Consider the following 26018-nt stretch of genomic DNA (forward strand, 5'->3'; position numbering starts at 1 on the left):
GGAGGTATTAGTATTAGATTGTGATAAGTCTTTTCGTCGTTGGGGTAAGGACTTCGCATCCGCGTTCGGTCACAAGAACCATATCTTCGATCCGGACACCGCCCTCGCCAGGAATATAAATGCCGGGTTCCACGGTTATTACCATGCCCGGTTGTAGCTTTTGACGTTGTTTGCCGGCTATTCGTGGCGCCTCATGTATTTCCAGCCCCACACCATGACCGGTGGAGTGCGTAAAAAATTGCCCAAACCCGGCCTTGTTCAGCACGCTTCGGGCCGCTTCATCTACAGCGGATACGGCGACTCCCGGCCGGACCCTCTTGATTGCCGCCAGTTGCGCACGCGACACCGCTTCATACATGGTGCGCGCGCGCGCATCGGGCTTGCCCAGATGCACTGTGCGGGTCATATCCGAACAATAACCCGTGAGTATAACACCGAAGTCGAGAACTACGAATCCTCGTTGAGGCAACCGCTCGCGTGAGGCTCGCCCGTGGGGCAGTGCCGAGCGGGCCCCTCCGGCGACGATGGTTTCAAAGGACATTCCCTCTGCACCTCTCCGCCGGGCTTCATACTCAATTTCTGCGGCAACTTGTGATTCTCTTATACCGGAACGTATATGTTTGAGGGCTGTCGGGAATAACGCAGAGCCGAGCTTGATCGCTAGGCGAATCCTTGTAATCTCTTCCGCATCTTTTATCAAGCGGAGACCTTCGACCATCCCGGAGCAGTCTCTGAGTTCTACTTTCTTCCCTACTTGTTGCTTTACCTGATGAAGAGAAGAAACAGTACAGTGGGCAAAGTCCAGGCCGAGCGTCCTGACTTTGCTCTCTTTGATCCACTGTAGAGCCCGAAGGAATGGACTCCCTTCACTCACAATGGTCTGTATAGCCGCGACCTCCTCGCCCGCCTGTTGCGTATAGCGCCCATCTGTAAAAAATGCCGGGCCCTGGCGGGCAAACACTAATACTGCCGAACTGCCGGTGAATCCACAGAGATAACGTATGTCTGCAGCCTGAGTGAGCAACAGCGCGTCAAGTCTGCTTCGTATGCGCTTGCGTATGACTGCGGCTTGCCTTCGTTCGTAGTATTGCAGGTCTTTGCTCATGTAAAAACAAATAAGCCCCCGCGTTAGCGGAGGCTTATTCAGCTCAAAGATGTCGCGGTTAAGTTTGAATAATCTTGGGAGTGATGAAGAAGATCAACTCCTGTGTTGAGGTCTTAACTACACGCCTCTTGAACAGGTTTCCCAGGATTGGAATATTGCCCAAGAGAGGTGTCTGGGCGATGTTGACTGAATTTTGGGTTTGAATCACGCCACCGATGACCACTGTTCCTCCATCGGCAACCAACACCTGGGTGGTAGCCTGTTGCACCACAAGAGTTGGGTTTCCTAAAATTGCGTTGCCGAAGTCCGGGGTGGTGTTTTCCACGTCTATGTTGAGGAAGATGGTGTTTTCCACCGTGATCTGCGGAGTAACACTCAATCGCAGGAAAGCATCAACAAAGTTTACCGTGGCCGGGCCCAGCAACTGAGATGCGGTTACAATCGGCACTCTGACACCCTGCCGTACCGTTGCCAGAATGTTGTTCTGGGTAATAATACGCGGACGAGAAAGTATCTTGAGCAAGCCCCGCGACTCAGCCAGTGAAAGTTGATAATCCAGACGGAAATTTCGGGTGGCATTGATTATGTCAAGACCGCTGGTCGCGCCTGTGAGTCCTAAATTGGAGAAGAGCGGCACCGCATTTCCATTTGTGGCCGAAACCGTGGGATAGTTCACACCGCTGCTGCCGGCTGGTGCACCCACCGGCACAGGGAAGCTTACTCCAGTATTCGACTTGCCAGCGTCTGGGTTACCGCCTCCGACGGTGTTACTGTTGATATTAACGCCTAGGCCGAACTGGTTACCTATGTCACGCTCGAAGTTGCGGGTAGCTGAAACCACACGCGCTTCAATTTCCACTTCCTGGGTCTTGCGGTCCAGCTTGGCCAGCAACTCGTCAACCTTGGGAATCGTGTTCGGGATGTCGTCAATGATCAATGCATTCTCGCGGTCATCGGCGACCACATCTCCGCGCTGTGACAGGAAGCGCTTAATTGTAGGCACAACATCTTTTGCGTGCGCATAGCTCAGGAAACGGGTCACTGTAATTTTGTCAACCGCAAGTGCCTGGGCTTCAATCTCGGCGCGGTGATTTTCAGCTTCCTTGCGCAGCGTATCCACAGTAGCGATTCGCAACACATTGCCGTCAAGCTGGTGATCAAGTCCATTGTTTCTTTCCACGATGACCAGCGCCTGGTCCCACGGAACATCGTCCAGCACAATGGTTAGGGTGCCATGAATGTTAGGATCCAGCACGATATTGAGACCGCTGATCTCATGGATCAGACGGAAAAAATCTTTCAAATCGACGTCCTTCAAATTGACGGATATCGGTTCCCCGGTGAACCTGGGGCGCGCGGATGTAGAAGGTGTTGCCGCAGCCGTTTGGGGTTCAAGCGACATGTTCTGGTGCACCAATGGATTTAGCGATGCACTCGTCGGTGTCGTGGTTTCGAAAACGGCATCCGTTTTTTCAGGATTAAATTTGGCCGCGGCACTCGTAGCCCGCATTAGCGGATCTACTACTTTTGCCGTGACCGGATGATACTCCGGAGTAATTACGGCAAAATCACTTGCTTTCGTCGGAATGTTAGCAGCGGTTGTAGTTTCGGGCTTGACATCGGATGTCACGTTTGAGGTTACAGCCTGTACGGTTGCCGGTTGCACTGGAGTCGTAGCCGCAGCAACTGTTTCCGCAGGCTTAGAGTCGGCTTGGCTATCCGAGGTAGCCGCTGGTGCTGTAGTCGTAGTCGCAGCAGCCACATCGCTGGCAGCAGCAGGATGAAGTTTTACTTTCAGTTTGTTGGCAGAAGGCGCCAGCTCAAAATCCTGAGCTGAGGCAAGATCAATCACAATCCTGGTCACCGGTGGAGTGAGCTGATAGCGTGATATACGGATGGCCTTCACATCACCAGAGTTGACTGAGATGGTCTTGTTATTGGCGAGTGGCACCGCATTGGCCAGATCAACCACAACGCGATCGGGCCCCGTGAGTTTGAGCGCATTGGGCGAGAGCGGGGCATTGGCGCTGATTTCGACCTCGATCCCATTCTTTCCCCGAACCACTCCTACATTGCGAACTTGGGCAATTCGTGTGGAATGCTTGGCTGGCGCTGGAACCGGGGCCGCCGAAGCAGTCTCTTGTGTCGAGGTGACCGGGTCAGAGATTGCGGCTGGCAGTGCGGCCTCCTCAGTTCCGGCAATACTGATGCGCAGTTGATTGCGGACTTTGTCGAAGCTAGGCTTCGCGCCTGAGGCTATTGCAAATTCAATACGGGCCACATCTTTTCCGTCGCCGCCCTTGTAGCCAAGGACCCGATAAGAAACAAGATTGGGCACTTGCACCCCATGAGTTTTGCCGTCAATGTTAGCGGCAGAAACTCCGGCCATATCCACGAGTAGAAGGTTTTCCGTGGGCCTGTACTCGGTATGCGTAAAAGCGCCCGTCGCATGCAACGTGACAATCGCCACGTTGCCCCGGGAGGAAACCTGTACCTGTGTCAATTGTGCCCCAGATGCTGCTGCCACCGTACTCACAGCACACATCAAGAGGATACCCACCAGTTGTATTAACTTTAGCTTCATCTTGTTTCTCCTCACGCCTTCGGCAATTTCCCAGTGCGTGGCGGCTTGCTTAACTCAGCCGCGTAAAAATTAGCCCACCCGCCTTTCGACGGTTACTGCCTTTAAGCTCGGCCCAATCACTACTCATTTACTGCACTGCTTCTACTGCTTGTCCCACGAACCCCGGCTCTTATACAACCGGTGCGTTTACTGTCTTGACCACCTCGCGCTGGCTATCGTGCCCAAGGTTGTCCAGGTAATGCTCCTTGAAAATGACAGAATCAGGAGTAATTTTTTCCACGAAACCGTTGTAAATTGGGTCATTTTCGTGGAGGAAATATGTTTTTTGCGCTGAATTTTCAACCACCGCAATCATACCGTTGGCCGACTTCACAATTCCCCGCAAAATGACTTCGTTGACCGCCAGGCAGCGTTTACCCCCGCTGCATGCTGTGGTCATCCCTTCAAGGCGCGCCTCGACCGGGCTGATAAACGGATCGCGCTTATGACCAGGGGCCGCCACAGCGGCGGTTGCTTCCGTTCCCGGCTCCGCTGGTTTTTCAGCAGCAGGCGCGGGATTTGCTTTTTTGGTAGCTTTAGGCTTCGCAGTTTTCGGAGCCAACGGGCTGCTGGCCTTTTTGCTCTTACTCGACTTCTTGCCTGAAGCTGCAGCATCACTCGCAGCCGGAACCTGCGCAAAAGCGACGGAAGCCGTCAACAGCAGCACGAAAACGGTCCATTTTATTTTCATCGCAGGCTCTCCTTATCTCGCCGCCGGCGCCGGAGCTGCTGGCGCGGCTTTGGATGAATCATGATTGAAAAACGTTGTTGCCGTGACATTCACTACGACAGACTCGTTGGGCGCGTATGTGTACTGGTTCTTTACTTTTGCGTCGCCACTGCGCTTGGGAGTCGCCATCTGCAGGCTCCCGACGTTGATGATGCGCTGAAGCTTGGCAACGCGCTCGAAAAAGTTCACAACCGCGTAATACGAGCCATCAATATCAATTTCATAGGGCACTTCCGTATAAAACTCACGGGTGACCACGGGGTCGGCTGTGTACCGGCGGATTTCGATTCCCGCGCTTGCGGCGGTATCTTGCATCAGATGGATAAATGCCGGAGATTCCTTCTCATCTGGCACAATGGTCCGCTCGATCTCCAATTGCTGCTGCAAACTTGCAATCTCTCGCTCCAAGCCGGGAAGGTCGCGTTCATATTTGCGGAGCGTCTCGTTGTCCGCCTTCTTTTGTTCCAACAGCACCTGCTTCTGATCGTTGTCTTGCTGAATCGGGTTCACCAAAAGCCACCATCCGCCTCCGCCGACAACCGCCGCGATAACAAGCGCCAGCACTACTTGTAATGCAACCGGCATTTCTCTAAATCCAGCCATATTTCTCACCTAAACAGCGTAAATTCTCGCCGCCCCTTATGATTTCTGCTTTTCACAAGTGAGCTTAAAAGTAAACTCCTGCAAATCCTTCGAGTTTGGGTCTTGTACGGTCTCCGTCATTTCAACCGATTTGAAATAACCCGTTTTTTGCAGGTTCTTGATCAGGTTGGCCACAGCGGTTGAGCTGAGCGCCGTACCCTCAATCGCAATGTTGGGACCTTTGTCCTGCATGGTATTGAGCCAGACTGCGTCGGTATTGTTGACGGTATCTCCGATCATGGTCAGCAAATTCACCGGCCCACCGGATTGATTGGCGCGCAAATCATCAATCACTTTGACACGCCGCTCATAATTGTCCCTGACCCTTTGCTCCTGGTCGTACTTCGCTTTCACCGCTGACAATCGGCGGTTTTCTTGGTCTTCCTTAGCAATTTCATCCTGCAATTTTTTGGCCTTGCTTGATGCTTGCAGATAAAAATATCCAACCGCAAGGATGGCCACCACAAGAAATACGAGGATGATCACAATGGGATTCGGTCCCTCTCCCCCACCGCCTCCCATTCCCGTGATATCGGTAACCGTAGTGGTAGCAACCCGCTTTCCACCACGCTTCGGTTTCGGCGCTCCGAGTAAGTTAATCTTGATCATTGTTCGAAACTCCTAAGGGCCAATCCCACAGCTACGGCGAGTTGCCCCGCGTTCTGATCAATCAAATCTGTAGGCACGCCGGAGCCGGGCGCAATTCTTTGAAACGGATTCAACAGCTCCACCGGCAATGAAAACTCCTGTCGCAGAGCTTCCATCAAACCCGGCACTTTGGCCGAACCGCCCGCCAGGTAGATGCGCTCAATGTGCTCGCCCGCTGCCGTGGCCCGAAAGAAATCAAATGTCTTCTGGATCTCGAGCACAATGATTTCCGTGACCTGTTGCAAAATGGGCATCTTGGCGTCTTCGCTGACGGTTCCCACCTTGCGCCCCAGCTTCAGGGACTCGGCATCGTCAAAACCGAGATCAAGCTCTTTCTGCAGCGAATCTGTGTACTGGTTGCCACCCACGCTGACGTCGCGCGGGAACAACGGGGTAGAGCCCTTCACAATGTTGATATTCATCACGCTCGCACCCAGATTGAGGAGCGCAACCGTAGAACTGGGCGAAGGATCGTAGTTGTACTCGTAGCAGTTCTGCAGCGCAAAAGCGTCAATATCAACCACCGCTGGAGTTTTTCCGGCCAGCGAAAGGACGTTGGTGTAATTCAGAATCTTGTCTTTCTTCACGGCCACCAGAAGCACATCCATGGGATTGCTGCCCTCATCGGAGAGGATCTGGTAGTCCACATTCACGTCAGCAACGTCAAAGGGGATATGCTGTGCCGCCTCCTGGCTGATGGTTGCCGCCAAGTCGGCATCCTCCATGGCTTGCACCTGGATTCTCTTTACAATCACAGAGTGGCCACTGACGGAGGTCGCAACTGCCTTCGATTTGATGCTGTTCTCATTGAAAATTTTGGTAATGGCGCTGGAAACGCTTCCGCTGTCTACAATCATGGAGTCCACGACGATATCGGAGGCCAACGGCTCCAATCCGACATGTACGACTTCAACTTCGCCCCGGCTCTTCTTCAACTCCACTGCCTTGATGCTGCTGGAGCCGATGTCCAGGCCGACAATCGATTTTGATCCACCTATTCCGAACATAAATGTCGCCTCAGTGCCCGGCCGCTGCTGTCCTTGCGGCTCTGGGCTTTTTCTTGCCTCTGCCTTCCCCCATGCTGCTTTTCCGCTCCATCCACGAATCCAAAATCGTCTTTTTGAACTTCCACCGGTTCCCCAGCTTGAAAGCGGGAATCTTCTCTTCGTAGACGTACTTGTATAGCGTGTCCGGACTCACGCCCAGGTATTGCGACGCCTGGCGAATGTTCATGACTTCACGCGAATCGGCCATATTTACCTTTAGCCCTTTCCCTCAAAAGATCTAGCACGCCACACTAGGCGGATGTAAAAGACGCCTTATGGCCGGGGCCGAATTACTGAGGAACCCTTCCTCTGCTTTCTGTTGTTCTCGGGGGAAAACTTACAGTGATGCGTGTTATATCAGTCTTACGGGTGGCCCTGTCAAGCGGAAACTCCGTGTTTCTTCGGGTTTTCTGGATAGTTTCACCGGTTTATAGGGCTATTACTTTGGTAACCCAAACTACATTTTGTGTTTTACTACTAAGTACACTACTACCCTTTGTGGTGTTAATGCACACGGTTCATAATTTCGCTTGATTCCTTCTAAAAGAGGTTACTAAAGGGTAAGCGAGGTCACTAGGGGGCAGTAAGCTTCTTATACCTAAGTGGGATAGTCCCCCCATTGCTAACTGGAAGAAAGAATTGCAGAGCTCTTAGATGAAGGGTGAGCTTTTGGCGAACGCTATCGTGCGCGAACCAAAAGCAAGGGCCCAGCAGCTTGGCTTTGGCAGCGGAGCCCTTAGAAAATGCCTTCTGAATTCGCGAAAATCTGTGAAATCCGCGGTTGGCAGTTGTTTTTTGCAGCTCAATGACCCGATGACTTAATGAATATCAAACTGCTCCTGATGCAGCGTCGGATCCGGCTTCACGATCACGGTCTTCCCTGTCAGCTCTTCCATGTCCTGCAGCCAGCGGGCGTTGTTGGCCTTGAGGGCTTTACCGACTTCCGGATTCACGCGCACGAAGACATCTTTGCCGTCTAGGTGGCGCGTCATCTTGCGCATCTCCACATAAATTTCGTTGCATACCGTAGTCACTGATTTAATCAGGCCGGTCCCGGTGCAATATGTGCAAGGCTGGCCCAGGGTGCGCTCCAGCGACTGCTTGACCCGCTTGCGGGTAATCGCTACCAGACCGAAGTCGTTGAATTGAAGTACCTTGGAGGGAGCGCGGTCACTCTTGAGCGCTTCTTCCAATGCCTGCATGACTTTTTGCCGATTGCGGCGTTCATCCATGTCAATGAAGTCAATGACAATGATGCCCCCCAGGTCGCGCAACCGTATCTGCCGGACAATTTCTCTGATGGCGTCCACGTTGGTCTTGACGATCGTGTCTTCCAGCTTCTGCGTCTTGCCGACGAATTTGCCGGTATTGACGTCAATCGCCACCAGCGCCTCCGTCTGGTTGATGACGATGTAGCCGCCGGATTTAAGCCATACCTTGGACTTGAGTGCCTTATTGATCTCCTCCTGAATATTGAACTGCTCAAACAGAGGAGTCTCTTTTGTGTACAGCTTCACCCGCTTGACTAATTGCTGCTGAAAGCGGCTGACGAAGCGCACAATGCGCTCGTATTCCTGTTCGCTGTCAACCCAGATGTGGGAGAAGCCTTCTGACAATTGGTCACGCAGGATGCGCTCCACCAGGTTCAGGTCGTGGTAAATAAGCGCCGGAGATTTGCTGGAATCGGCCCGGCCTTTGATCTCATTCCACAAATTCAGCAGGAAGCGGATATCGGCGCGCAAATCTTCTTCGCTGGCGTGGGCCGCCGCCGTGCGGACGATGAAGCCGCCTTGATGTCCATTCACAGCCTGGCGCTCGCTGAGAATGATGCGCTTAAGGCGGTGGCGCTCTTCCTCGGATGCAATCTTGCGGGAAACGCCGTTATGGTTCACCGTGGGCATATAAACCAGGAAACGGCCCGGCAACGCAATGTGACTGGTGATGCGCGCGCCCTTCTTGCCAATAGGTTCTTTGGCAATCTGCACCAGTATTTCTTGTCCTTCTTTCAGTAAATCGGAAATCTGCGGCAGAGGAGCGCGATGAAAGCGCTTGCCACCGCCGTGACCACCACGCACTCGGCGTCCGCCGCGGCGGCGGCGATTGTTGCGGTCGAACGCAACCTTAGGCTGGTATCCGGAAGGTCCGCGGATTTCAGCCCGGGCTTGTGTTCCATCTCCGGATTCCGTCTCTTCGTACTCTTCACTTTCTCCTTCGCCTTCGCTGCCCGAGGCTTGTATTTCGGCCTCCTCGACACTTGCTACCGTCTCCTGCTCATCCTCTTCATCATCTTCTTCTGTTGTCTCAGCCGTCGCGGTTGGCTCTGCGGATTGATGATCGGGAGCAGAATCGTGCGGCTTGGCTGTCTCTACCCGGTCAAGCATCTCCTCCTCGAAGTCTTCGTATTCCTCGTCCTCGAAAACATGCAACATCGAGGGCTGATCTATCTCTTCTTCTTCAATCTCTTCCTCTTCCACCAGCCCGGGCATTGCGCCAAAGCGGCGTTCGGAACTGCGCGCTTCTGGACGATGCGCTTCAGTGCTTTCCCGCCGGTGTTTTTCCAAAATGGCGGCGACGTCAATCTCTTCCGTGTCGCGGCGGCTCAACTCTTCGTAGTCCACCTCTGGTTCGCTGGCCTGAACTTCTTCCTGTACGACAGCAGAAGGCCGCACACTTTCGCTCACCGCAGCTTCGCTCGTGGCTTCCGCTCTCAGTATCGGGATCGAGATCTCAGCCGTTTCGTGGTCATGTGCTTTGTATTCCTCTGTCTTGTGATCCTGGGTTTTGTAATCTAACCTCGCGGCAGTTGCTTGCGGCTCTTCCGGTGCAACCTCTGCTGATACAGGTTCTGCCGGAATATGTCCCGCTGCAGGATGCGCGGTTTGCGTTTCCGGCCGGTTGCGATACTTGGAGATACTCTCGCCCGGCAGAATAATCGGCTGATAACCGGCAGATGCGCCATATGTTTTTTCTTCCGGCTGTGCCTTCGGCGGACGGGCGGCATTGCGGGAATCGTTGCGGGAATCGTTGCGGGAATCGAATTTCGACTCGGGGAAACCGCGTCCGCGGCGTCCACGGCGGCGTCGGCCAAAGCGGCGGCGGTCGCCGGAATCACGCTCTGCATCGGCTGGCGCTTCGCCCGATGTTTCCCGGCCCAGTGTTTCGCGGCCCGGTGTTTCGCGGAAAGACGAATCGCGGGATGAAGCGTCGTGATGCCTGCCCGCATTCAACTCTAGTGTTTCGCTTTCTTCATCTCCGCCGTCGCTGGCAGCGTCATGGGCAATCGGATTTGCTGGCGGTGTTGCATGATGCACCGAGTGGTGGTCAGCTTCGCCGCCCGAAAATGTTTCGATTTCCCGGCCTTCTGCCTCGCCCGCGGGCTCGGTAACTGTTGGCGCGGGGCGCTCGTAACGCCGGCGGCTGCGGCCTCCATCTTCGGCGATGGCCTCGAAATCTTCCTCGCCTTCTTCATCCTGGGGTTCAAAAAAGTCCGTGACGTAGAGAAATGCGTCGCGTTCCAGGCCGATCTCAACAAATGCGGATTGCATTCCCGGAAGAACCCGGGTCACGCGGCCTTTATAGACTGATCCTGCGAGGGTGTATTCGTTTTCGCGTTCGAAATAGATTTCAGTTAACTGGTCTTCCTCAACGACAGCGACTTTGGTTTCATGAGGGGTAGAAGAAACAAATAATTCTTTGGACATGTACTCTCCGGCCTGCCTCTTCGCGAGAAGCAGGAGTTACCGGTGATGACGATTGGAATGAAAGCCTGGAAAAGACTGGGCGAGAGTGTATCTTTTCACCCGCTGGCTTGCTCGAAGCCGGTCGGGCGGATGTATGCAGAGAGCTAATATACGCTTGTAAAATCTTTGCACCTATCGTGCGCCATACGAGAGTTGTGACCACTCCGTCTTCATTTTCGAGTTTCTTGCACAAAAGCTTTGAAATCTGAAACTCAAAACGATTAAGACGGGGCCGTTACCAACTTCGGAGCGCTAAAATCGCTCAATCCTTGCAAACTCTCCGGTCCGTTTCCATCGGTTCACCGGATTTGCCCGCTTAACGTGGGGCTTCACGCTTAATTTTGGTTTTGCCGGCTTTTTATTCTGCCGGTCTACGGCTTCACAAGCTGCGAAAATGTCTGCTCTACAAAGAGTCTTTTCTGCAACTTTTCGAGCCGTTTCTGGAAAATTACCAGGACCAATTACCCGGCAACTTCCATTCTAATTGACAAAACGGCGCATACGAATATTCATAACGATTCCCAGCGCCAAGAACGTAAACAGCAAAGACGATCCGCCATAACTCATTAATGGCAAAGGAATTCCGGTAACCGGCATTAAGCCGACCACCATGCCGACGTTGACCAGAATGTGGAAGGTCAGAACCGCTACTACACCTAGAATCACAATTGCGCCAGCCCGGTCAGGAGCGGTCTGCGCATTATGGATCAAACGCATCAGCACTATAAAGTATAGCAGGAGCAGACCCACAGCGCCCACAAATCCGTGTTCCTCCGAGAAGGCGGCAAAAATAAAATCCGTTTGGGGAATAGGAAGAAAGGAATTCTGGGTCTGCGATCCTTTGCCAAAACCCTTGCCCATGATTCCGCCTGCGCCCACGGCAATCACAGACTGCTCCCCTTGATAGCCCTTTCCCTGCGAGTCCGCCGCCGGATTAAGAAAGCTGGTCAAACGCGCCTTCTGGTAGGGCTTCAGGTGTTTGTACGCAGGGACTGCCAAAGCAGCGCCAACGACAAGAATTACGGCAGCATGTTTAAGTTGAAGTCCTCCCAGAAACAACCCCATCACAAGAATTGGTATGTAGGTCAGTGCGGTTCCCAGATCGGGCTGCACCAGAACCATCAGCAGGGGAATGCCGCCCAGCAATCCCGCCTTAACCACATCGGATAAACTTGCGTCCCGCCCGCGCATCTCGCTGAAATATTTCGCCATGGCCAGGATCAGGATCAGCTTCACCCACTCCGATGGCTGAAAGTGAATTCCTCCCGGCAAACGAATCCAGCGGCGAGCGCCTAAATACTTCTGCCCGAACAGCAGCACGGCTGTAAGAGAAATAATCGCCACAATGTACATCCAATGCACGCTGTCCAGCAAAACTTCATAATTGATCAGGCTGACCAGCAGCATGAATGCCAGACCACCCACGATCCAGTAAATCTGCTTGATGTGCATATGCACATCGGCGAACTTGCTTGCCATGGTCGCGCTGTAAATCTGCATCACTCCCAAAACGCAGATCAGCAGCACAAACATAAGCAGCACCCAGTCAAAATCGCGTGGGGAGACGAACCTCTTCATTCTTTGCCGCTCCCAGCAACTGCGGTTACAAACAAAGGGAGCTGTTGATTTGAAATCGAGCCCTGAAAGGGCGGCATTAGGTAACCCAGGCCGTAAGGCTTGGGTAGCAAATCAGAAAAAGAATCCTTCCACTCTGCCGAAGGCCGGCGCACAGCGGCAGCGGAGCGCCCAGATAAATAGTCATGACGATGCTGCTTTGAATCACGCCCTGTTGTATGAGAACCAGTCTTCTGCGCAAGGCTCACCGGCAGCATAAACCGCGCTGCGCGCAGCCGCTCTCCGACAAGGCTATCTGGGTCCGGCGTGCTCCAGACTCCCGTCATCTCGACCGGCTTGCCGGATTCGACGACCTGCATCGGGTGTTTTCTCTGCTTATCAACGTAGGCTTTGATGACTTGGGAGGCTAATCCGGCGGCCAGCGCGCCGTGTTGGCCTTGCTCAACCAGGACGGCTACCACGATCTCCGAATTGCGACGCGGTGTTAGCCCCACAAACCAGCCATTGTCGTTGTATTCGCTGCCGCTGAGTTTTTTGCTGTTTTTGCGGCCCTCATTGCTTACCACCTGCGCGCTCCCGGTCTTGCCCGCAAAATCAACACCTTCCAGACGCGCCGAACCCGCCGTTCCCAGCGGAGAAACTACCGCCGCCATCGCGTTGGTAATGGTTTCAACATTCTTGGGATCAATTGGTATATCAACTTCCTCCGGATACTGCGCCATGGCCTGCTTGTATTCATCGGGAAGCTGATCTGGAAAGGCCACATGCGGCCGGTGCAGCACACCTCCCATGACAATTCCCCCAAAGGCCCGCGCCAATTGAATAGGTGTGGTCGCCACGGCCCCTTGCCCGATACTCACCGAGATGGTCTCACCCGCATACCACTTCTGTTTGAAGTTCTTGATCTTCCATTCTTCTGAGGGCATTACGCCGCTGACTTCATCTGGTAGATCAACATGCGTCTTCTGGCCCAGACCGAGGGCCATTGCATACTTGGCGATGCGGGCAATTCCCAGCTTTTCACCCAATGTATAGAAAAATGAATCGCAAGATTGATAAATGCCTTTGGTGATATCTACGTCACCGTGGCTGCCGTGTTTTTCCGAAATCCAACACTTGAAGAAACGCCCGTAAAATGTTTTGCCGCCGCCACAATTGACGTGCAATGTCTGGGCAATCCCTTCCTGCAAGCCCGCCGTTGACATAATGATTTTGAAGACCGAGCCCGGAGGCAATTGCGCCTGAATCGCTTTGTTGAGCAGTGGCTTGGCTGGATCGGTAATGAGCCGGTTCCACTCCGCGCGCGAGATGCGGACCGAGAAGGCGTTAGGATCAAACGTAGGCCTGCTGGCCATCGCCAGAATCTCGCCGTTATGTGGATTCAGCGCCACAATAGCGCCATTGTGCCCTTCCAAAGCCTCCTCGGCGGCAATCTGCATGTCCAGATCAATCGTAAGCTTAAGCGGCTTGCCAGGCGTCGGCGGAATTTGACTCAGTGGCTCCAGTGACTGCAGCTCTTTGCCGTGGCTGTTGACCACGGTGCGGCGCGAGCCATCCTGTCCCATGAGTATGTCGTTGTATTGCTGCTCAACCCCAGACCTCCCCACCACATCGCCGGCTTCGTACAACTCATACGCGGGATCGTTGTTGAGCATATCTTTGCTCACCTCGCCCACATAGCCAATCAGGTGGGCAGCAAACCCATTACGTGGATACAGCCGCCGATTGGCCATGATCACATCCAGCTCCGGCAGCTCGTTACGGTGCGATTCAATAAAGGCCAGCTCGTCCGGGGTAAGATCGTCCTTCAGGGTCATGGGCCGGAACTTGGGTTCAGCGGCAAAGCGCCGCATCTTATCTTGAATGTCCTTGACCTGCATGTTCAGCCCGGCAGAGATGGCCGGCAGGTCCAGGTTGATGTCGCGGGGCTGGTCGCGCAGCAGCAGCGCGGAAAACGATGGGTAGTTATCCACCAGCAGCCGACCCTCGCGATCATAGATCTTGCCCCGGGGCGCCAGGATAGGGACTGTCCGCACCCGATTGCGCTCCGCCAGCGCATCATATTCTTCGCTGCGCGCGATCTGCAGTTGCCACAGCCGGGCCCCCAACACCAAAAATATAGCCAGTATCGTGTATTGGATTGCGGTCATCCGACCGCTGGAGATTTTCTCGTCACGCGATTGCATACTGCTTCTGTTTTTCTAGGTGGTCACACGCCCATTTTGCGGAAGAAAAACCACTAAACAGTGTTGTAGCGCGATTCTAGTCCAATTGCAAATTGAACCGTTTTGCGGGTGCGCACGAAGCGAGCGCCGAGCCGACGCGAGGAGACGGATGACCTTTTGATGAAGATGCTGTCTGTTGCTTGTAAAGCTAGTGCGAAGAGTTCATCGGCAGAAAAGTCGCCGTACTGGTAGCTGCGGCAGCGCTTCCGCCACCTGGCCCCCCATTGGAGTCGCTCAGGGTGACCGTCACCGTATACATGGTCTTCTTCGCGTAGTTGTGTGCGCCCATCACATTAAACTTGTTTGTAGTACCAACCCGAACTACGACACCCGGAGAGGTACTGGCATCGCCCCAATTGATCGTTGCAGACAGATTCGCCCCGGTCTCACCTGCATCGCTGTCGGTGAAGGTGGCCAGAACCACCGGTACGTTGGAACGGAACATACGAATCCTGTGCCCGGCACCGGTGATGGGCGCGTCCGTGGTCACGCGAATCGCCGCTGAGGTAGCGTTGATGGTATTACCTGCATCGTTGCCCGTGATGGTGAATGTGCTGCCTGTTCCGCTGGTGGCCGTGAACGCAAACGTATGAATACCGTTATCGGAACTCGCTCCCGAGGTGAACGTATAGGGGTTGGGGGCGGGCAGGGTGACAGCCGGCGTACCGGTAGTGCTCAACTGCACCGAGCCGGTGTAAGTGGTCGCGATGTTGTTGAAGTTATCGAATGCCGTAAGAGTTCCCGAAAAAGCAGTGTTGAGCGTGGCCGTAAGAGGTACGCTCCAGGAGAAGCTCTTGGCAGCACCAGCAGTCACCGCCACCGGCGCGTTCCCGGTGATCAAGGTGCTCACGTCGGTTGCGGATAACGTCCGGTTGCCGGCAGTATTCAGGGTAAAGCCGTTGACAAATGTATGGACCCCGTTATCGCCGGGAACAAATGTGTAGTCGGGCGGGACCGAAGAGGAGCCGGTGGCTGTGAAGTGGACCGTGCCGGTGTAAGGCACGACGGTGTTATTGGAGGTATCCTGGGCGGTCACGGTCACGCTGAAGGGGGTTCCTGCAGTCGCATTAGCAGGAGCGCTCACGAAAAAATGGGTGGGTATCGAAATCTTGCCCCACCACGTAGCCCAGTTCCCAGAATCGGGGCCGGAGCCGCTGTTGAAGTCGGCAAATTCCTGGATCGTCCACAGGTCGGTGTCGTTGGCGCCATCCACAACCGTGCCAGTGTCAAAGCCCCAGAAATTGGTGGTCGTTCCATAGAACTTTGAGTACGGACCGCGGCCGGCGATCAACTGCCGTTCCCCTTCAACCGGGACAAGGTCGCTGTGCCCTGAGAAAGAATACGCGGCGCTGGCATAGCCGGTCGCCGAAAACGTGGAGTATCCGATGAGCACGTCGTCAAACTTGTTGACCGCAATGCTCGGATACGCGCGGAATTCATTTCCCGTCGGGTCGTCAATAAAATCATAAAAGCCATTACTGACATTTGTTGGATCGAATCCATACCACAGCACCGCGCTATGGGTTGGCGCTGAGGCCGGAAGAAAGGTTGTCTGCGCACCCCACAGTGCGCCACTCCGGTAGGTCAGACTCTGCATCCTGTCGTCGTCCGTATCGATCTTGGTTGTGATGCTTGCCTGGGGTGCAAACCCTCCATTAACGATCCCGCCGGTAAATGCCCATGGATTACCAAAGGCAACGAAAGATACTTGAAAGTTCATGTTGGGGACGGAAACGCTTCCCGTAATCGAGCCTATCCTCAGATATCCAAACCCGTTGGAATTCTCATTCCACTTCTCCAGCAGGTAGAGCGGCGTTGACGGGTTGTTATCAAAAGTCACTGCCGGGGCATACGTACCTGCCCCACTGGTATCGGTAAACTTGTTGACCGTACCTAAGACGTTGGAATACAACTGCGCTTTGTTGAAGACGTAAACGTTCTCTTGAAAAAGGCACCCGCCGCATCCGCTGCTTAACGGATACATGTTCATGCTCACCGCGATCCAATTGGCATTGAAGCCGAGCGAAGGAAAATTCGCCCAGTACCCCGGATCAGAGTTCACCTTAAAAAGGTTCCACGTGCTCGTGGGGTTTGAGCTTGTTGAAACTCCGATCAACAGCGCCGAAGAGCTGGTATTCCCGTTGGCCTCAGCGGTTATGATGAAGCGACTATTGTAGGGATCGTAGGCGACCCGGGCGTTGACCGCGCCCGTAACGCCGCCCACAGGTGCCCAAAAATTGTCCATTAACACCGTCTGCAACAGGCCGCCGGTCCGGTTCTGCACTACAAATGTGCCGTTCACAGTAACCACCAGATAATTTGGACTAACCGCGCCTTGTGCGCTTGGTGGAATCCGCAGATGATTGTCCGAGACAGCGGCAAAGCTCTGCGACGGCGCAGGAGAAATCGGAGCCGAAAACGGTACAAGCAAGGAAGATTGCGCCGATGAGACCTCAGGCGCGGTTCGCATCCTGTTCTGCAGGTGAATGATAGCCGCTCCCTCTGGCACCGGCAGGGCTGGCTGGCTCATCTGGGGAACGGCAGTGGCTTGCGGGCGGATCGTCGCTGGGTGCAGTTTTTCCTGCTGCGCCAGCTCCTGAAAGTTGACTACGGCATGTGCGCTAAATTCCGCCTTCGTGCCCGTGCTTGTCTGCGCCTGCGCCACAGCAATGCAACTGCTCAGCAGGAACGTTATCGTCAACAAATACATTTTGCTGATTTTCTCTGTGCACCACAAGTTCCGTGGCGCACCTTGGCAGGCGCGCAATGACGTCAAGTGTTGGCCCATGGCAGACCTCCTCGAGCGGTTGTTCAGGCTTCAGGAATTCCTGATTTTTTAGGGAGAAAATATAGGGGGTAAAGTTGAAGCTTAGCCCAAATTTCTCACTGGAGCAAGGATTAAATAAGTACGCACTTACAGTGCGATTGGGTTGACTCTTGAATGCCCTGGCACTGCGAATTGAGAAACCAAAGGATTGCTTTTTCTGGCAACTGGCAACCTGTCCCGGCGAGCCACTATTTCCTGACAACTGCGAGCTGAGGGTTGCTGCTACCCTCTTTGTTTGAATTTATCCAGCACCCAAAACACCACAATCGCCAGTAGGCCGTTGGCCAGCGCCGCTCCAATGCTGTGCAGCCAGTTTGCCGGAGCGTTTTGTTCCACCATTCCGTGCTGCACCAGAAGGTACGCGATGCGATGAATGATGTAGAAGCCCACCGTAATCAAAAAACGCGAGCCCGGATTCTCGACGTCAATCTTAGTCGCCAGCGAAGAAGCGCCGTACCCCACAAAAGTCTTGGCAATGCCAAACAATCCCAGGTAGTTGTGGGTCAGCGCGTCTTGCGCCAGGCCGATCAGGCATCCCGTAATGGAACCGGCTATCGGATTGCGCCGCGCCACGCCAAAAAAAATCGTGACCAGCAGCGGCAGGTCGAAGACGTCGAAGAAGTGCAGCCTTCCATGAAATGCCACCGGCAGATACGACTGCAGCAGCAGCGCAACTAAAGGAATGAAAAATGTGGCGGCAAGATTAAAGCGGTAAACTTCAATCTCTTCCCTTGACGTGTAGATTACGGCTGCGCTCATTGCGGTTTGGCGACCTCGGGCGGTGTGGGTGTGGAAGATGGAGTAGTTACAGGAGTCGGCGTGGCCATTGGCTGATTTTGCGGAGCACTCTTCACCGGTGGTCGTATGGGTTTGATCTTGACCGGAACCGGATTCTGTTTCTGATTTGCAGGCACGCTGTTCACGGCACCGACTTGCCCATCCGCAGGATTTTCCTGTTTCTGCGTGACCCCAGGCAACCGTTGCGCCAGGATGTCCGCCGCCTTGACTGGATTCTCGGAGTCCGCCTGCTCTAAATGCGGCTGCGTTACCACCAGCACCTCTTCCAGCCGGTTCAAATCCACAGTCGGCTTGAGATGAATGCTCAGAAACAAATTGTTTCCAGGTGAAATCTGTGCGACCGTACCGATAGGCAGCCCCTTGGGATAAATCCGGTCCCCACCGCTGGTGAGCACGCGCTCTCCTGGCTCAATCTTTTCATCAACCATGATGTGATCGAGGAGAAGCTCGCCGGTTGCGGTTCCCTTCACCACTCCATGCAGGCGCGACTTTTCAAGCAGGGCCCCCACGCCGCTGCTGAGGTCATTCATCACCAGCACCTGTGCGGTAGAAGAAAACACCTCCTGCACTTTGCCCACAACCCCATCCGGGGTAATGACTGCCATGTCGGGTCTCAGGCCGTCGCCTGAGCCGCGGTCAATATAAAGAATGCGCGATTGCTCCGTACCGCTCGAGCCGATCACCTGGGCGGCAACCGTCTGCACGATGAAATGCTGTTTGAAATCGAGCAGCGCCTGCAGCCGGCGCGCCTGGTTTGCCTCTTCGGCCATGCGGGCTTCTTCGAGCAGCAGTTTTTCATTCTGCTCGTGTAGCTCGCGATTTTCCCGCCGCAGCCCGCCAACATTTACGTAGTCATGCCAGCTCTGCGCCATCCAGCTTCCGGTTGCGACGAATACGCGCTCGAGCGGCGTGATCGTGGCGGAAACCCAAAGGCGAATCATGCGCACCGAGCCCGCCTCCGGATGCCTGGGATCAACCGGACGTTTGACTTGCACCGCCAAGCCAAAAACCTGCAGCAATAAAACCATGCCCAGGATCATGGGATTGCGATAGCGGCTGAAAAAGCTTTCCATGTGTGACGTTTAAACGGAGTAGACCAGAATGGCAAGCGCACCACTCCCGAGAAGTGCGCTTGGCGAAAAACCACCTTGAGTTATCAGACCAGTCGCTTGTGGTCCAAGACTATTCGATTGAGATTTTTCTCAAAAGCTTGAAGTCGCTCAGCATCTTCCCTGTGCCCAGCACCACGCTGGCCAGGGGATCATCGGCAATCGAGACGGGCAGGCCGGTCTCTTCACGGATGCGCTTATCCAGGTTCTTGAGCAGCGCTCCACCGCCGGTGAGCACGATGCCGCGATCGCTGATATCAGCAGAAAGCTCGGGCGGGGTGCGCTCCAGGGCTACGCGGATAGCGTTCATGATGGTGCCAACGCATTCGCTCAGGGCCTCGCGGATCTCGCTATCATCCACGGTGATGGTTTTGGGGACGCCTTCAATGAGGTTGCGGCCCTTGATCTCCATGGTCAGGGGCTTATCGAGCGGATAAGCGGATCCAATCTCAATCTTGATCTGCTCGGCGGTGCGTTCGCCGATGAGCAGGTTATATTTCCGCTTGAGGTAATTCATGATGGCCTCATCCATCTGGTTACCGGCCATGCGGACGGAGCGGGAATAGACGATACCACTAAGGGAAATCACTGCGATATCGGTGGTACCGCCGCCGATATCCACCACCATGTTGCCGCTGGGCTCGGTGATAGGAAGCCCGGCGCCGATGGCAGCCACCATGGCCTGTTCAACAAGATGCACCTCGCTGGCCTTGGCGCGGTAGGCGGAATCCATGACAGCGCGCTTTTCCACCTGGGTAATCTCAGAGGGCACGCCAATCACGATGCGCGGATGCACCAGCATCTTCCTGTTATGGGCCTTCTGGATGAAGTAGTTCAACATCTTCTCGGTGACTTTGAAGTCAGCGATGACGCCGTCTTTCATGGGCTTGATGGCGACGATGTTACCGGGCGTGCGGCCCAGCATCTCTTTGGCTTCTTTGCCGACGGCCTCAACCTCACCGGTCAATTTATTGATGGCGACGATAGAAGGTTCGTTGACGACAATGCCCTTGCCCTTGGCATAGACCAATGTGTTGGCCGTTCCCAAATCGATGGCCAGGTCACTGGAGAACATACTAAAAAGGGAACGAAAGTTATTAACCTTCGAATTCTGCGAGTGAAATCCGTTTGATGACATACTGATAGCTTCTTTATACTCCAATTTCTGTTGCTTAAAACATCAATCTGAGAGGTTTGACGCACTTCAGTGCTGTGTCCTGGCTAAAAAGCTCGCCGGGAACCATGCTCACCAAAACCTCACCCTGCATCTAAGGTCTTCGCCCCAGCCTTTGGCAGAGCGGAAGTGTCATCGTTGGCAAAACAGGCAATCTTATTGAATCACAACTTTTTTGGTTTGGGTGGCCACGCCGCCTTTTTCGTTCTGGGCGGTGATGGTAATTACGTTTTCCCCGGAAGGCAGCGGCGGAGTGAAGTAGGTAAAGCTGCCGTCTGAGGCAATCACCGGCACCTGCTCCCCGTTAACCATGACCCGGGCGCCCTGCTGGGTGTTCCCTTTAATCTCAATGACGTGCTGGTGTTGGATAAGCTGGCTTACTTCCAACGCCAGGGATATACCTTCAGTCCCTTTGGCCACGATGCTGAACACGCTGGCATCGCTGGGAATGGACTCATGGCCATTTTCATCTACCGATAGCACCTGCCAGTAGTATTTGCCCTCTTCCAGGCCGTTGACCTTCCAATTTGTGTTCTCAATCTTGGTTTCTTTCTCGACGGAAGAAAAATAGGGGTTGCGGGAGACACGCACATGATAGGTAGTGATGCCCTCCACCGGGGTCCAGCTCAAATCCGCGGACCGGGCATTCGACGTGACAAAAATGGGCATCATGTTGGCCGGAGCCAGCAGCACAGGCGGGGCCACCTCTTTTTTCTTGGCGAAGGTCTGATTTTCCGAGTCAATGACTACCTTCTCGAAGGGAGCCACCTTTTCAGTGACTCCTCCTATCTTGAAGGTGCCTTCGCCCTTGGTCACCAGCACCTCAGGATTATTGCCGTGTTTGGAGGCCTGCAAGGCGCTATCGCGGCCCAGCGTCGTGGAGGTCTGATCAATCTTTACCTGCTGAGTGGAAGGAATCTCGCCGGTATTGAGCGCGATGTTGCCCGTATTCACGCGTACGGAGACTTCATTTTGCTGGGCGGCGTTGGTCGTGCTCTCTTCAATGGTCACCAGCGAATCCTGCTGGATGAGGTAGGTGCTGCCGTCGGCAAAGGCCAGCTTGGCAATGCCTGCGGCATCGGTCTTTACAACGTCACCCTGCTCCAGGGGCAGGCCATAATCCGCTTTGACCCAGACACCGGGGTTGCTCACCCTTCTCACGCTGACCGTGCCGTCAATGTTGGTGAAGTGGGCCTGGGTGGAAGGACCTTGCGGGGTGTTATCGCCCGTGCCGGTTCGGCCCAGCATGCCGTTGACTTTCTCTTCCACCTTATTAATGACCGAGTTGCTGAAGCTGGGAAAGATAAAGAAGGTAGCAAGCGCGCCCGCCGCAACCAACCCGAGCACTGCCATCAGGACACTGCGATAGGTCACAGTGGTCCAGTCAACATGAATTCCGCCTTTTTTAATGTCGGCCACAGGCTTAGAAATTCGCGGGAATTGCAAGCAGAGTAACACAACATATGGCGGTCGAAAAGTGAGTATTTCGGTGAAATGTAAAGAAATGTCTCACCACAAGGGGGATTGGGTCATTGAGTCATTAGGATCATTTTAGGACTGTCATCCTGAGCCGCGTATTTTGCGGCGAAAAGCTTTTGCCTTCCTTTGCATCCCTTCGTGTCCTTTGCGGTTAAATCTTTATCCTTGGAACTTGCACCTGAGACCTTGGACCTGTTTTCTTAATCCGCGCTGATCCGCGTCCATCCGCGGCGAAAAGCCTTTGCCTTCCTTTGTGTTCCTTCGTGTCCTTTGTGGTTAAAATGTCTTCCCGTGAAATCAAAATTGATCGTCCGTTCCCTCTTCTTCGCCCTGGTGATGGCAGCGCTGATTTTTGTTCCTGCCGGCTCGCTGAAGTTCTGGCAAGGATGGGTATTCATGGCAATCTTTTTCGGCACCACGATCGCGAGCACGATCTATTTTTACCGGCGTGACCCTGGGTTGATAGAGCGCCGCATGCAGACCCAGGAAAAAGAGCCCACCCAGAAACTGATCATGGGTGTAGTCAAGCTGGTCTTTCTGGTCTCCATGATGCTTCCCGGATTGGATTACCGCTTCGGCTGGTCACACCACGCCAGGGGCCCAATGCCGTTATGGCTGACCATCGTCTCCCAGGCGATGGTGCTCGCCGGATATCTCGTGATCCTGTGGGTCATGAAAACCAACAGCTTCGCCTCCAGCATCGTTGAGGTAAGCGCCGATCAGCGTGTGATCTCGAGCGGTCCGTACGCGATTGTCCGTCATCCCATGTATCTGGGCGGCGTAGTACTGTTGTTCTTTACCCCGCTTGCCCTGGGATCGTATTGGGCGCTGCCGGGATTTCTGCTGATCATCCTGCTGATCGTCTTTCGCCTGCTCAACGAAGAAAAAGTCCTAAGCAACCAGTTGCCCGGATACGCGGAATATTGCCAGCAAACACGCTATCGGTTGATTCCGGGGATTTGGTAACTTGGAAGCATCGCTCCAGCCTTCATTAACAAAGAAAATTTTTGTAGTTGAAAACAGCCTAAAATTGACCGGCGAAGTAGTATCTTGAAGTTCCGCGCCGCAGATTTCCCTCTCCCCCACCGGCACGGGTCGGCAAAGGCATAGAGTTTCGAATCCAAAAGGTATCAGCACAACCGATTCAGACGGAGAGGGAGAAATATGAATCTCAAAACAGCGTTGGGGCTTTTGTTGACGGCGCTTGCCGTCGTGATACCAGTCACCCTTTGGCATCTTGAACTGACTTACGGATTCCCGTCTGGTGTGATCCTGATGTTTGTTCTGGCAACGGTATCCGCTTTCCTGACCTACCGGGGTGCGCGTACCGCGCGGAACTGGATTTTGGGCTCGCTCATCATAGTCTGCGATTGTATGCTTGTGGTGTTTTCTTTGATGCTGTTCAGCGGCGAGCCACACAACATGATCTCAGCTAATGAGAGTAGTGCCGCCTTCACGTTGCGTCTGCTGGCGACGGCCAACGCTGACTACGCCAAGCACAACCAGCATTACGCGAGCAACCTGCGAGAACTCGAGGGATCGGAGACCTTGCAAAACTCGGGTGCTCCAGACCTGGTGGAAGAGGTAATCAAAAAGGGCTCCGCAGTCGGATACATTTTCAATTACCCAACCCCATCCGCCGCCGGCTTTCAGATTACCGCTTCGCCGCAGAAGCCAGGCAAAACTGGTAACAAGTTTTTCTACACCGACCAGGACCTTGCGATCCACTACGACCAGATCAAACCGGCAACCGCCCAGAGTCCAACGATAGGGGACTAAGCCGGAAAGGCTTTTCGCCGGATGAACGCGGATCAGCGCGGATTACAAACCTGCTGATTGGTACCAATCTGATATCAAAACCTTGCTTTCCTTGGAAACTGCAGGTCATCATAGAGAAGCAGTTGCCGGCGGCCAGTTGCCGGTCCACGGCAAGCCGGGACAGGTTGCCAGTAAAGACAACTGCAAGAGAACGAATACAGCATTTGAGAGTGCTGGGATTCATAACCCTTTAGGTTCTTTGAAAATTCATTGCGATCAGGGATTCTGAGGCTCTTCTCTGTGTCTCTGTGTCTCCGTGGTGAAAAAGAGCACTGAAGACTGAGTACCGAGTACTGCTACTAGCAGCAAGTCCCCCGCGCCAAGTCGCTTTTCGCCAGTAATGACGCGGCTCAGACGCGGTTTTGGGACTCAAAAACACCTGCCAGCAAGTGGGGGGTGGGTCTCCCACAATCTTCTGGAAAATCAGCGTTGATCCGCGTTAATCCGTGGCGAAAGTCTTTTGCTTTTCTCTGTGTCTCCGTGGTGAAAAAGAGCACTGATGGGTGTGCAAAATTGCACAGTATTCATTCCTTTGCGTTGGCACAATCGTGCCCGCATGAAGAAAAATGAAGTCCCCGCAAAGCGGATATTAGCAATCCGCTGTCCCACCTGTGGAGCAAAGCCCGGCGAAAAATGTGAACTCGGTACTGGCCAACCGCGCAAGACACCGCATCGAGACCGCCGCCTGGCGGCTAACTGCAAGACTACTTCCCTCCCCCGCCTTATCTCGTTGACTGCGCATGACTTAATTGCGCATTGACTACTCCAAGTAATGGGGGTGGGGGAAGTAATCCCCCGCCTCCCCCCCGCCTTCATACGCGGCGAAAGGTCTTTGCGGTTGCTTTTGCTGAGGACTGGGGACTGCACCAGAGACGCCAATCCCGCCGATGATGTACGATAAATAGTTCGAGGATACATTCTGCTCTGCACTGGTTGCAGCGCCCAACATCATTACATCCCCCCGGCAAGGACAAGCTATGGCTACCCCAAAAATCTATCGCAATTATATTAACGGTGAGTGGGTCGAGGCCCGCACCGGGCAGACGTTTGAGAACCTGAATCCGGCCGACACCAGCGACGTGGTCGGCATCTTCCAGCGTAGCGGCAAAGACGACGTTGACGCGGCGGTCACGGCCGCCAAAGTTGCCTTCGAGAAGTGGCGACTGGTGCCGGCCCCGCACCGGGCAGAGGTCATCTTTCGTGCGGGCGAGATCCTGCTGGAACGCAAGGAAGAATATGCCCGCGACATGACCCGCGAAATGGGCAAGGTCCTGAGCGAGACCCGCGGCGACGTGCAGGAAGCGGTGGATACGGCCTACTACATGGCCGGTGAAGGCCGGCGTATGTTCGGGCAAACCGTGCCCTCCGAGCTGCCCAACAAATTTGCCATGTCGGTGCGCATGCCGGTGGGCGTGTGCGGCATGATTACGCCGTGGAACTTTCCTATGGCCATCCCGTCGTGGAAGCTGTTGCCGGCGCTGGTCTGCGGCAATACCTGCATCATCAAGCCGGCGGAAGATACTCCGCTTTCCACCTTTAACCTGGTGCAGGCGCTGGTTGAGGGCGGGCTTCCCAAGGGCGTGGTCAACATTGTGACCGGCTTCGGGGAGGAATGCGGCGCGCCACTGGTGGTACATAAGGACGTCCGCGCAATTTCGTTTACCGGGTCAAGCGAAGTTGGACGCATAGTGGGCGAGGCCGCGGCGCGCAGCTTCAAACACTGCTCGCTCGAAATGGGCGGGAAGAACGCGATGATTGTGCTGAAAGACGCCAACATTGATCTTGCAGTGGATGGCGCGGTGTGGGGAGGCTTTGGCACGACCGGCCAGCGCTGCACTGCATCGAGCCGCGTGATTGTGCAGAAAAGTATCTACGACGAATTCATGGATAAGTTTCTCGACCGCGTGCGCAAGCTCAAAGTCGGCAATGGGTTGGATGAGTCGACAGGGATGGGTCCGCAGATCAATGAGCAGCAACTCCAGACTGCGCAGAAATACGTGGAGATCGGCAAGAACGAAGGCGCCAAACTTCTGTACGGCGGCCACCGCTTAAACGGCGGGGCGTATTCCCAAGGCTGGTTCCATGAGCCGACGGTGTTTGGCGACGTGGGTCCGAAGATGCGGATTGCGCAGGAAGAGATCTTTGGGCCGGTGGTGGCCGTGATTCCCTGCGAAAGCTTTGAAGATGCCATTGCAATCTCAAACGACGTGCAGTATGGGCTCTCTACATCTATCTATACCCACGATGTCAACAAGGCCTTCGTGGCCAGCCGCGATCTCGACGCGGGGATAACTTACGTCAACGCTCCCACCATCGGCGCGGAAGTGCACTTGCCCTTCGGCGGCACCAAACAAACCGGCAACGGACATCGCGAAGGCGGACAAGCAGCCATTGATTTCTACAGCGAGTGGAAATCGGTGTATGTTGATTATTCCGATAAATTGCAGCGCGCACAGATAGACAGAACTGAGTAGAAGGA

General features: G+C 54.4%; 18 protein-coding genes. 3 read left to right on the forward strand and 15 right to left on the reverse strand.

Going from position 1 to position 26018, the window contains the following annotated elements; all coding sequences use genetic code 11:
• Positions 1 to 13: 13 nt before the first annotated feature.
• The 15 genes from VK738_15705 to VK738_15775 form a co-directional block, all read right to left on the reverse strand.
• Positions 14 to 1105 (reverse strand): Xaa-Pro peptidase family protein, encoded by a 1092-nt coding sequence (locus VK738_15705; protein HTD24103.1) that lies wholly within the window; start codon positions 1103 to 1105, stop codon positions 14 to 16.
• A 58-nt stretch (positions 1106 to 1163) separates the two neighbouring features.
• Positions 1164 to 3689 (reverse strand): type IV pilus secretin PilQ, encoded by a 2526-nt coding sequence (gene pilQ / locus VK738_15710; protein HTD24104.1) that lies wholly within the window; start codon positions 3687 to 3689, stop codon positions 1164 to 1166.
• A gap of 169 nt (positions 3690 to 3858) precedes the next feature.
• A complete protein-coding gene (locus VK738_15715; GenBank protein ID HTD24105.1) occupies positions 3859 to 4419 on the reverse strand; it encodes a hypothetical protein in 561 nt (186 codons plus the stop codon).
• A 12-nt stretch (positions 4420 to 4431) separates the two neighbouring features.
• Positions 4432 to 5061, reverse strand: a complete 630-nt coding sequence (gene pilO, locus VK738_15720; GenBank protein HTD24106.1) for a type 4a pilus biogenesis protein PilO — start codon at positions 5059 to 5061, stop codon at positions 4432 to 4434.
• A gap of 36 nt (positions 5062 to 5097) precedes the next feature.
• Positions 5098 to 5709: a PilN domain-containing protein gene (locus VK738_15725; GenBank protein ID HTD24107.1), complete on the reverse strand. Its 612-nt coding sequence runs from the start codon at positions 5707 to 5709 to the stop codon at positions 5098 to 5100.
• Complete coding sequence (pilM, locus tag VK738_15730; protein HTD24108.1) at positions 5706 to 6755, reverse strand: type IV pilus assembly protein PilM; 1050 nt, start codon at positions 6753 to 6755, stop codon at positions 5706 to 5708. Before pilM ends, VK738_15725 begins: the two co-directional genes overlap by 4 nt.
• Positions 6756 to 6765: 10 nt before the next feature.
• Entirely contained in the window at positions 6766 to 7002 is a 237-nt protein-coding gene (locus VK738_15735; protein ID HTD24109.1) for a helix-turn-helix domain-containing protein, read from the reverse strand.
• A 610-nt stretch (positions 7003 to 7612) separates the two neighbouring features.
• Complete coding sequence (locus tag VK738_15740) at positions 7613 to 10495, reverse strand: Rne/Rng family ribonuclease (GenBank protein ID HTD24110.1); 2883 nt, start codon at positions 10493 to 10495, stop codon at positions 7613 to 7615.
• A gap of 519 nt (positions 10496 to 11014) precedes the next feature.
• A complete protein-coding gene (gene rodA, locus VK738_15745) occupies positions 11015 to 12112 on the reverse strand; it encodes a rod shape-determining protein RodA (GenBank protein HTD24111.1) in 1098 nt (365 codons plus the stop codon).
• Positions 12109 to 14259: a penicillin-binding protein 2 gene (gene mrdA / locus VK738_15750; GenBank protein ID HTD24112.1), complete on the reverse strand. Its 2151-nt coding sequence runs from the start codon at positions 14257 to 14259 to the stop codon at positions 12109 to 12111. The genes rodA and mrdA overlap by 4 nt, the downstream gene beginning before the upstream one ends.
• A gap of 223 nt (positions 14260 to 14482) precedes the next feature.
• Entirely contained in the window at positions 14483 to 17122 is a 2640-nt protein-coding gene (locus tag VK738_15755; GenBank protein ID HTD24113.1) for a hypothetical protein, read from the reverse strand.
• A gap of 261 nt (positions 17123 to 17383) precedes the next feature.
• Positions 17384 to 17920 carry a rod shape-determining protein MreD gene (gene mreD / locus VK738_15760; protein HTD24114.1) on the reverse strand — a complete coding sequence of 179 codons (537 nt, stop codon included), beginning with the start codon at positions 17918 to 17920 and terminating at the stop codon, positions 17384 to 17386.
• A complete protein-coding gene (gene mreC, locus VK738_15765) occupies positions 17917 to 19032 on the reverse strand; it encodes a rod shape-determining protein MreC (protein HTD24115.1) in 1116 nt (371 codons plus the stop codon). Before mreC ends, mreD begins: the two co-directional genes overlap by 4 nt.
• 109 nt (positions 19033 to 19141) lie before the next feature.
• Positions 19142 to 20206 carry a rod shape-determining protein gene (locus VK738_15770; protein ID HTD24116.1) on the reverse strand — a complete coding sequence of 355 codons (1065 nt, stop codon included), beginning with the start codon at positions 20204 to 20206 and terminating at the stop codon, positions 19142 to 19144.
• 192 nt (positions 20207 to 20398) lie between these two features.
• Positions 20399 to 21661 (reverse strand): hypothetical protein, encoded by a 1263-nt coding sequence (locus VK738_15775; GenBank protein ID HTD24117.1) that lies wholly within the window; start codon positions 21659 to 21661, stop codon positions 20399 to 20401.
• 351 nt (positions 21662 to 22012) lie between these two features.
• Between VK738_15775 and VK738_15780 the strand changes: the two genes are divergently transcribed.
• The 3 genes from VK738_15780 (at position 22013) to VK738_15790 (ending at position 26013) form a co-directional block, all read left to right on the forward strand.
• On the forward strand, positions 22013 to 22687 hold the full coding sequence (locus tag VK738_15780) for an isoprenylcysteine carboxylmethyltransferase family protein (GenBank protein ID HTD24118.1): 675 nt from the start codon (positions 22013 to 22015) through the stop codon (positions 22685 to 22687).
• A gap of 198 nt (positions 22688 to 22885) precedes the next feature.
• On the forward strand, positions 22886 to 23500 hold the full coding sequence (locus VK738_15785; protein HTD24119.1) for a hypothetical protein: 615 nt from the start codon (positions 22886 to 22888) through the stop codon (positions 23498 to 23500).
• A 1016-nt stretch (positions 23501 to 24516) separates the two neighbouring features.
• A complete protein-coding gene (locus VK738_15790; protein HTD24120.1) occupies positions 24517 to 26013 on the forward strand; it encodes an aldehyde dehydrogenase family protein in 1497 nt (498 codons plus the stop codon).
• The last annotated feature ends 5 nt before the right edge of the window (positions 26014 to 26018 follow it).

The organism is Terriglobales bacterium (assembly GCA_035487355.1).
Lineage (GTDB): Bacteria > Acidobacteriota > Terriglobia > Terriglobales > Acidobacteriaceae > QIAW01.

Coding starts and splice junctions, on each gene's coding strand:
- VK738_15705 (HTD24103.1), bottom strand. CDS start 1,105: ATGAGCAAAGACCTGCAATACTACGAACGAAGGCAAGCCGCAGTCATA.
- pilQ (HTD24104.1), bottom strand. CDS start 3,689: ATGAAGCTAAAGTTAATACAACTGGTGGGTATCCTCTTGATGTGTGCT.
- VK738_15715 (HTD24105.1), bottom strand. CDS start 4,419: ATGAAAATAAAATGGACCGTTTTCGTGCTGCTGTTGACGGCTTCCGTC.
- pilO (HTD24106.1), bottom strand. CDS start 5,061: ATGGCTGGATTTAGAGAAATGCCGGTTGCATTACAAGTAGTGCTGGCG.
- VK738_15725 (HTD24107.1), bottom strand. CDS start 5,709: ATGATCAAGATTAACTTACTCGGAGCGCCGAAACCGAAGCGTGGTGGA.
- pilM (HTD24108.1), bottom strand. CDS start 6,755: ATGTTCGGAATAGGTGGATCAAAATCGATTGTCGGCCTGGACATCGGC.
- VK738_15735 (HTD24109.1), bottom strand. CDS start 7,002: ATGGCCGATTCGCGTGAAGTCATGAACATTCGCCAGGCGTCGCAATAC.
- VK738_15740 (HTD24110.1), bottom strand. CDS start 10,495: ATGTCCAAAGAATTATTTGTTTCTTCTACCCCTCATGAAACCAAAGTC.
- rodA (HTD24111.1), bottom strand. CDS start 12,112: ATGAAGAGGTTCGTCTCCCCACGCGATTTTGACTGGGTGCTGCTTATG.
- mrdA (HTD24112.1), bottom strand. CDS start 14,259: ATGACCGCAATCCAATACACGATACTGGCTATATTTTTGGTGTTGGGG.
- VK738_15755 (HTD24113.1), bottom strand. CDS start 17,122: ATGGGCCAACACTTGACGTCATTGCGCGCCTGCCAAGGTGCGCCACGG.
- mreD (HTD24114.1), bottom strand. CDS start 17,920: ATGAGCGCAGCCGTAATCTACACGTCAAGGGAAGAGATTGAAGTTTAC.
- mreC (HTD24115.1), bottom strand. CDS start 19,032: ATGGAAAGCTTTTTCAGCCGCTATCGCAATCCCATGATCCTGGGCATG.
- VK738_15770 (HTD24116.1), bottom strand. CDS start 20,206: ATGTCATCAAACGGATTTCACTCGCAGAATTCGAAGGTTAATAACTTT.
- VK738_15785 (HTD24119.1), top strand. CDS start 22,886: ATGAATCTCAAAACAGCGTTGGGGCTTTTGTTGACGGCGCTTGCCGTC.
- VK738_15790 (HTD24120.1), top strand. CDS start 24,517: ATGGCTACCCCAAAAATCTATCGCAATTATATTAACGGTGAGTGGGTC.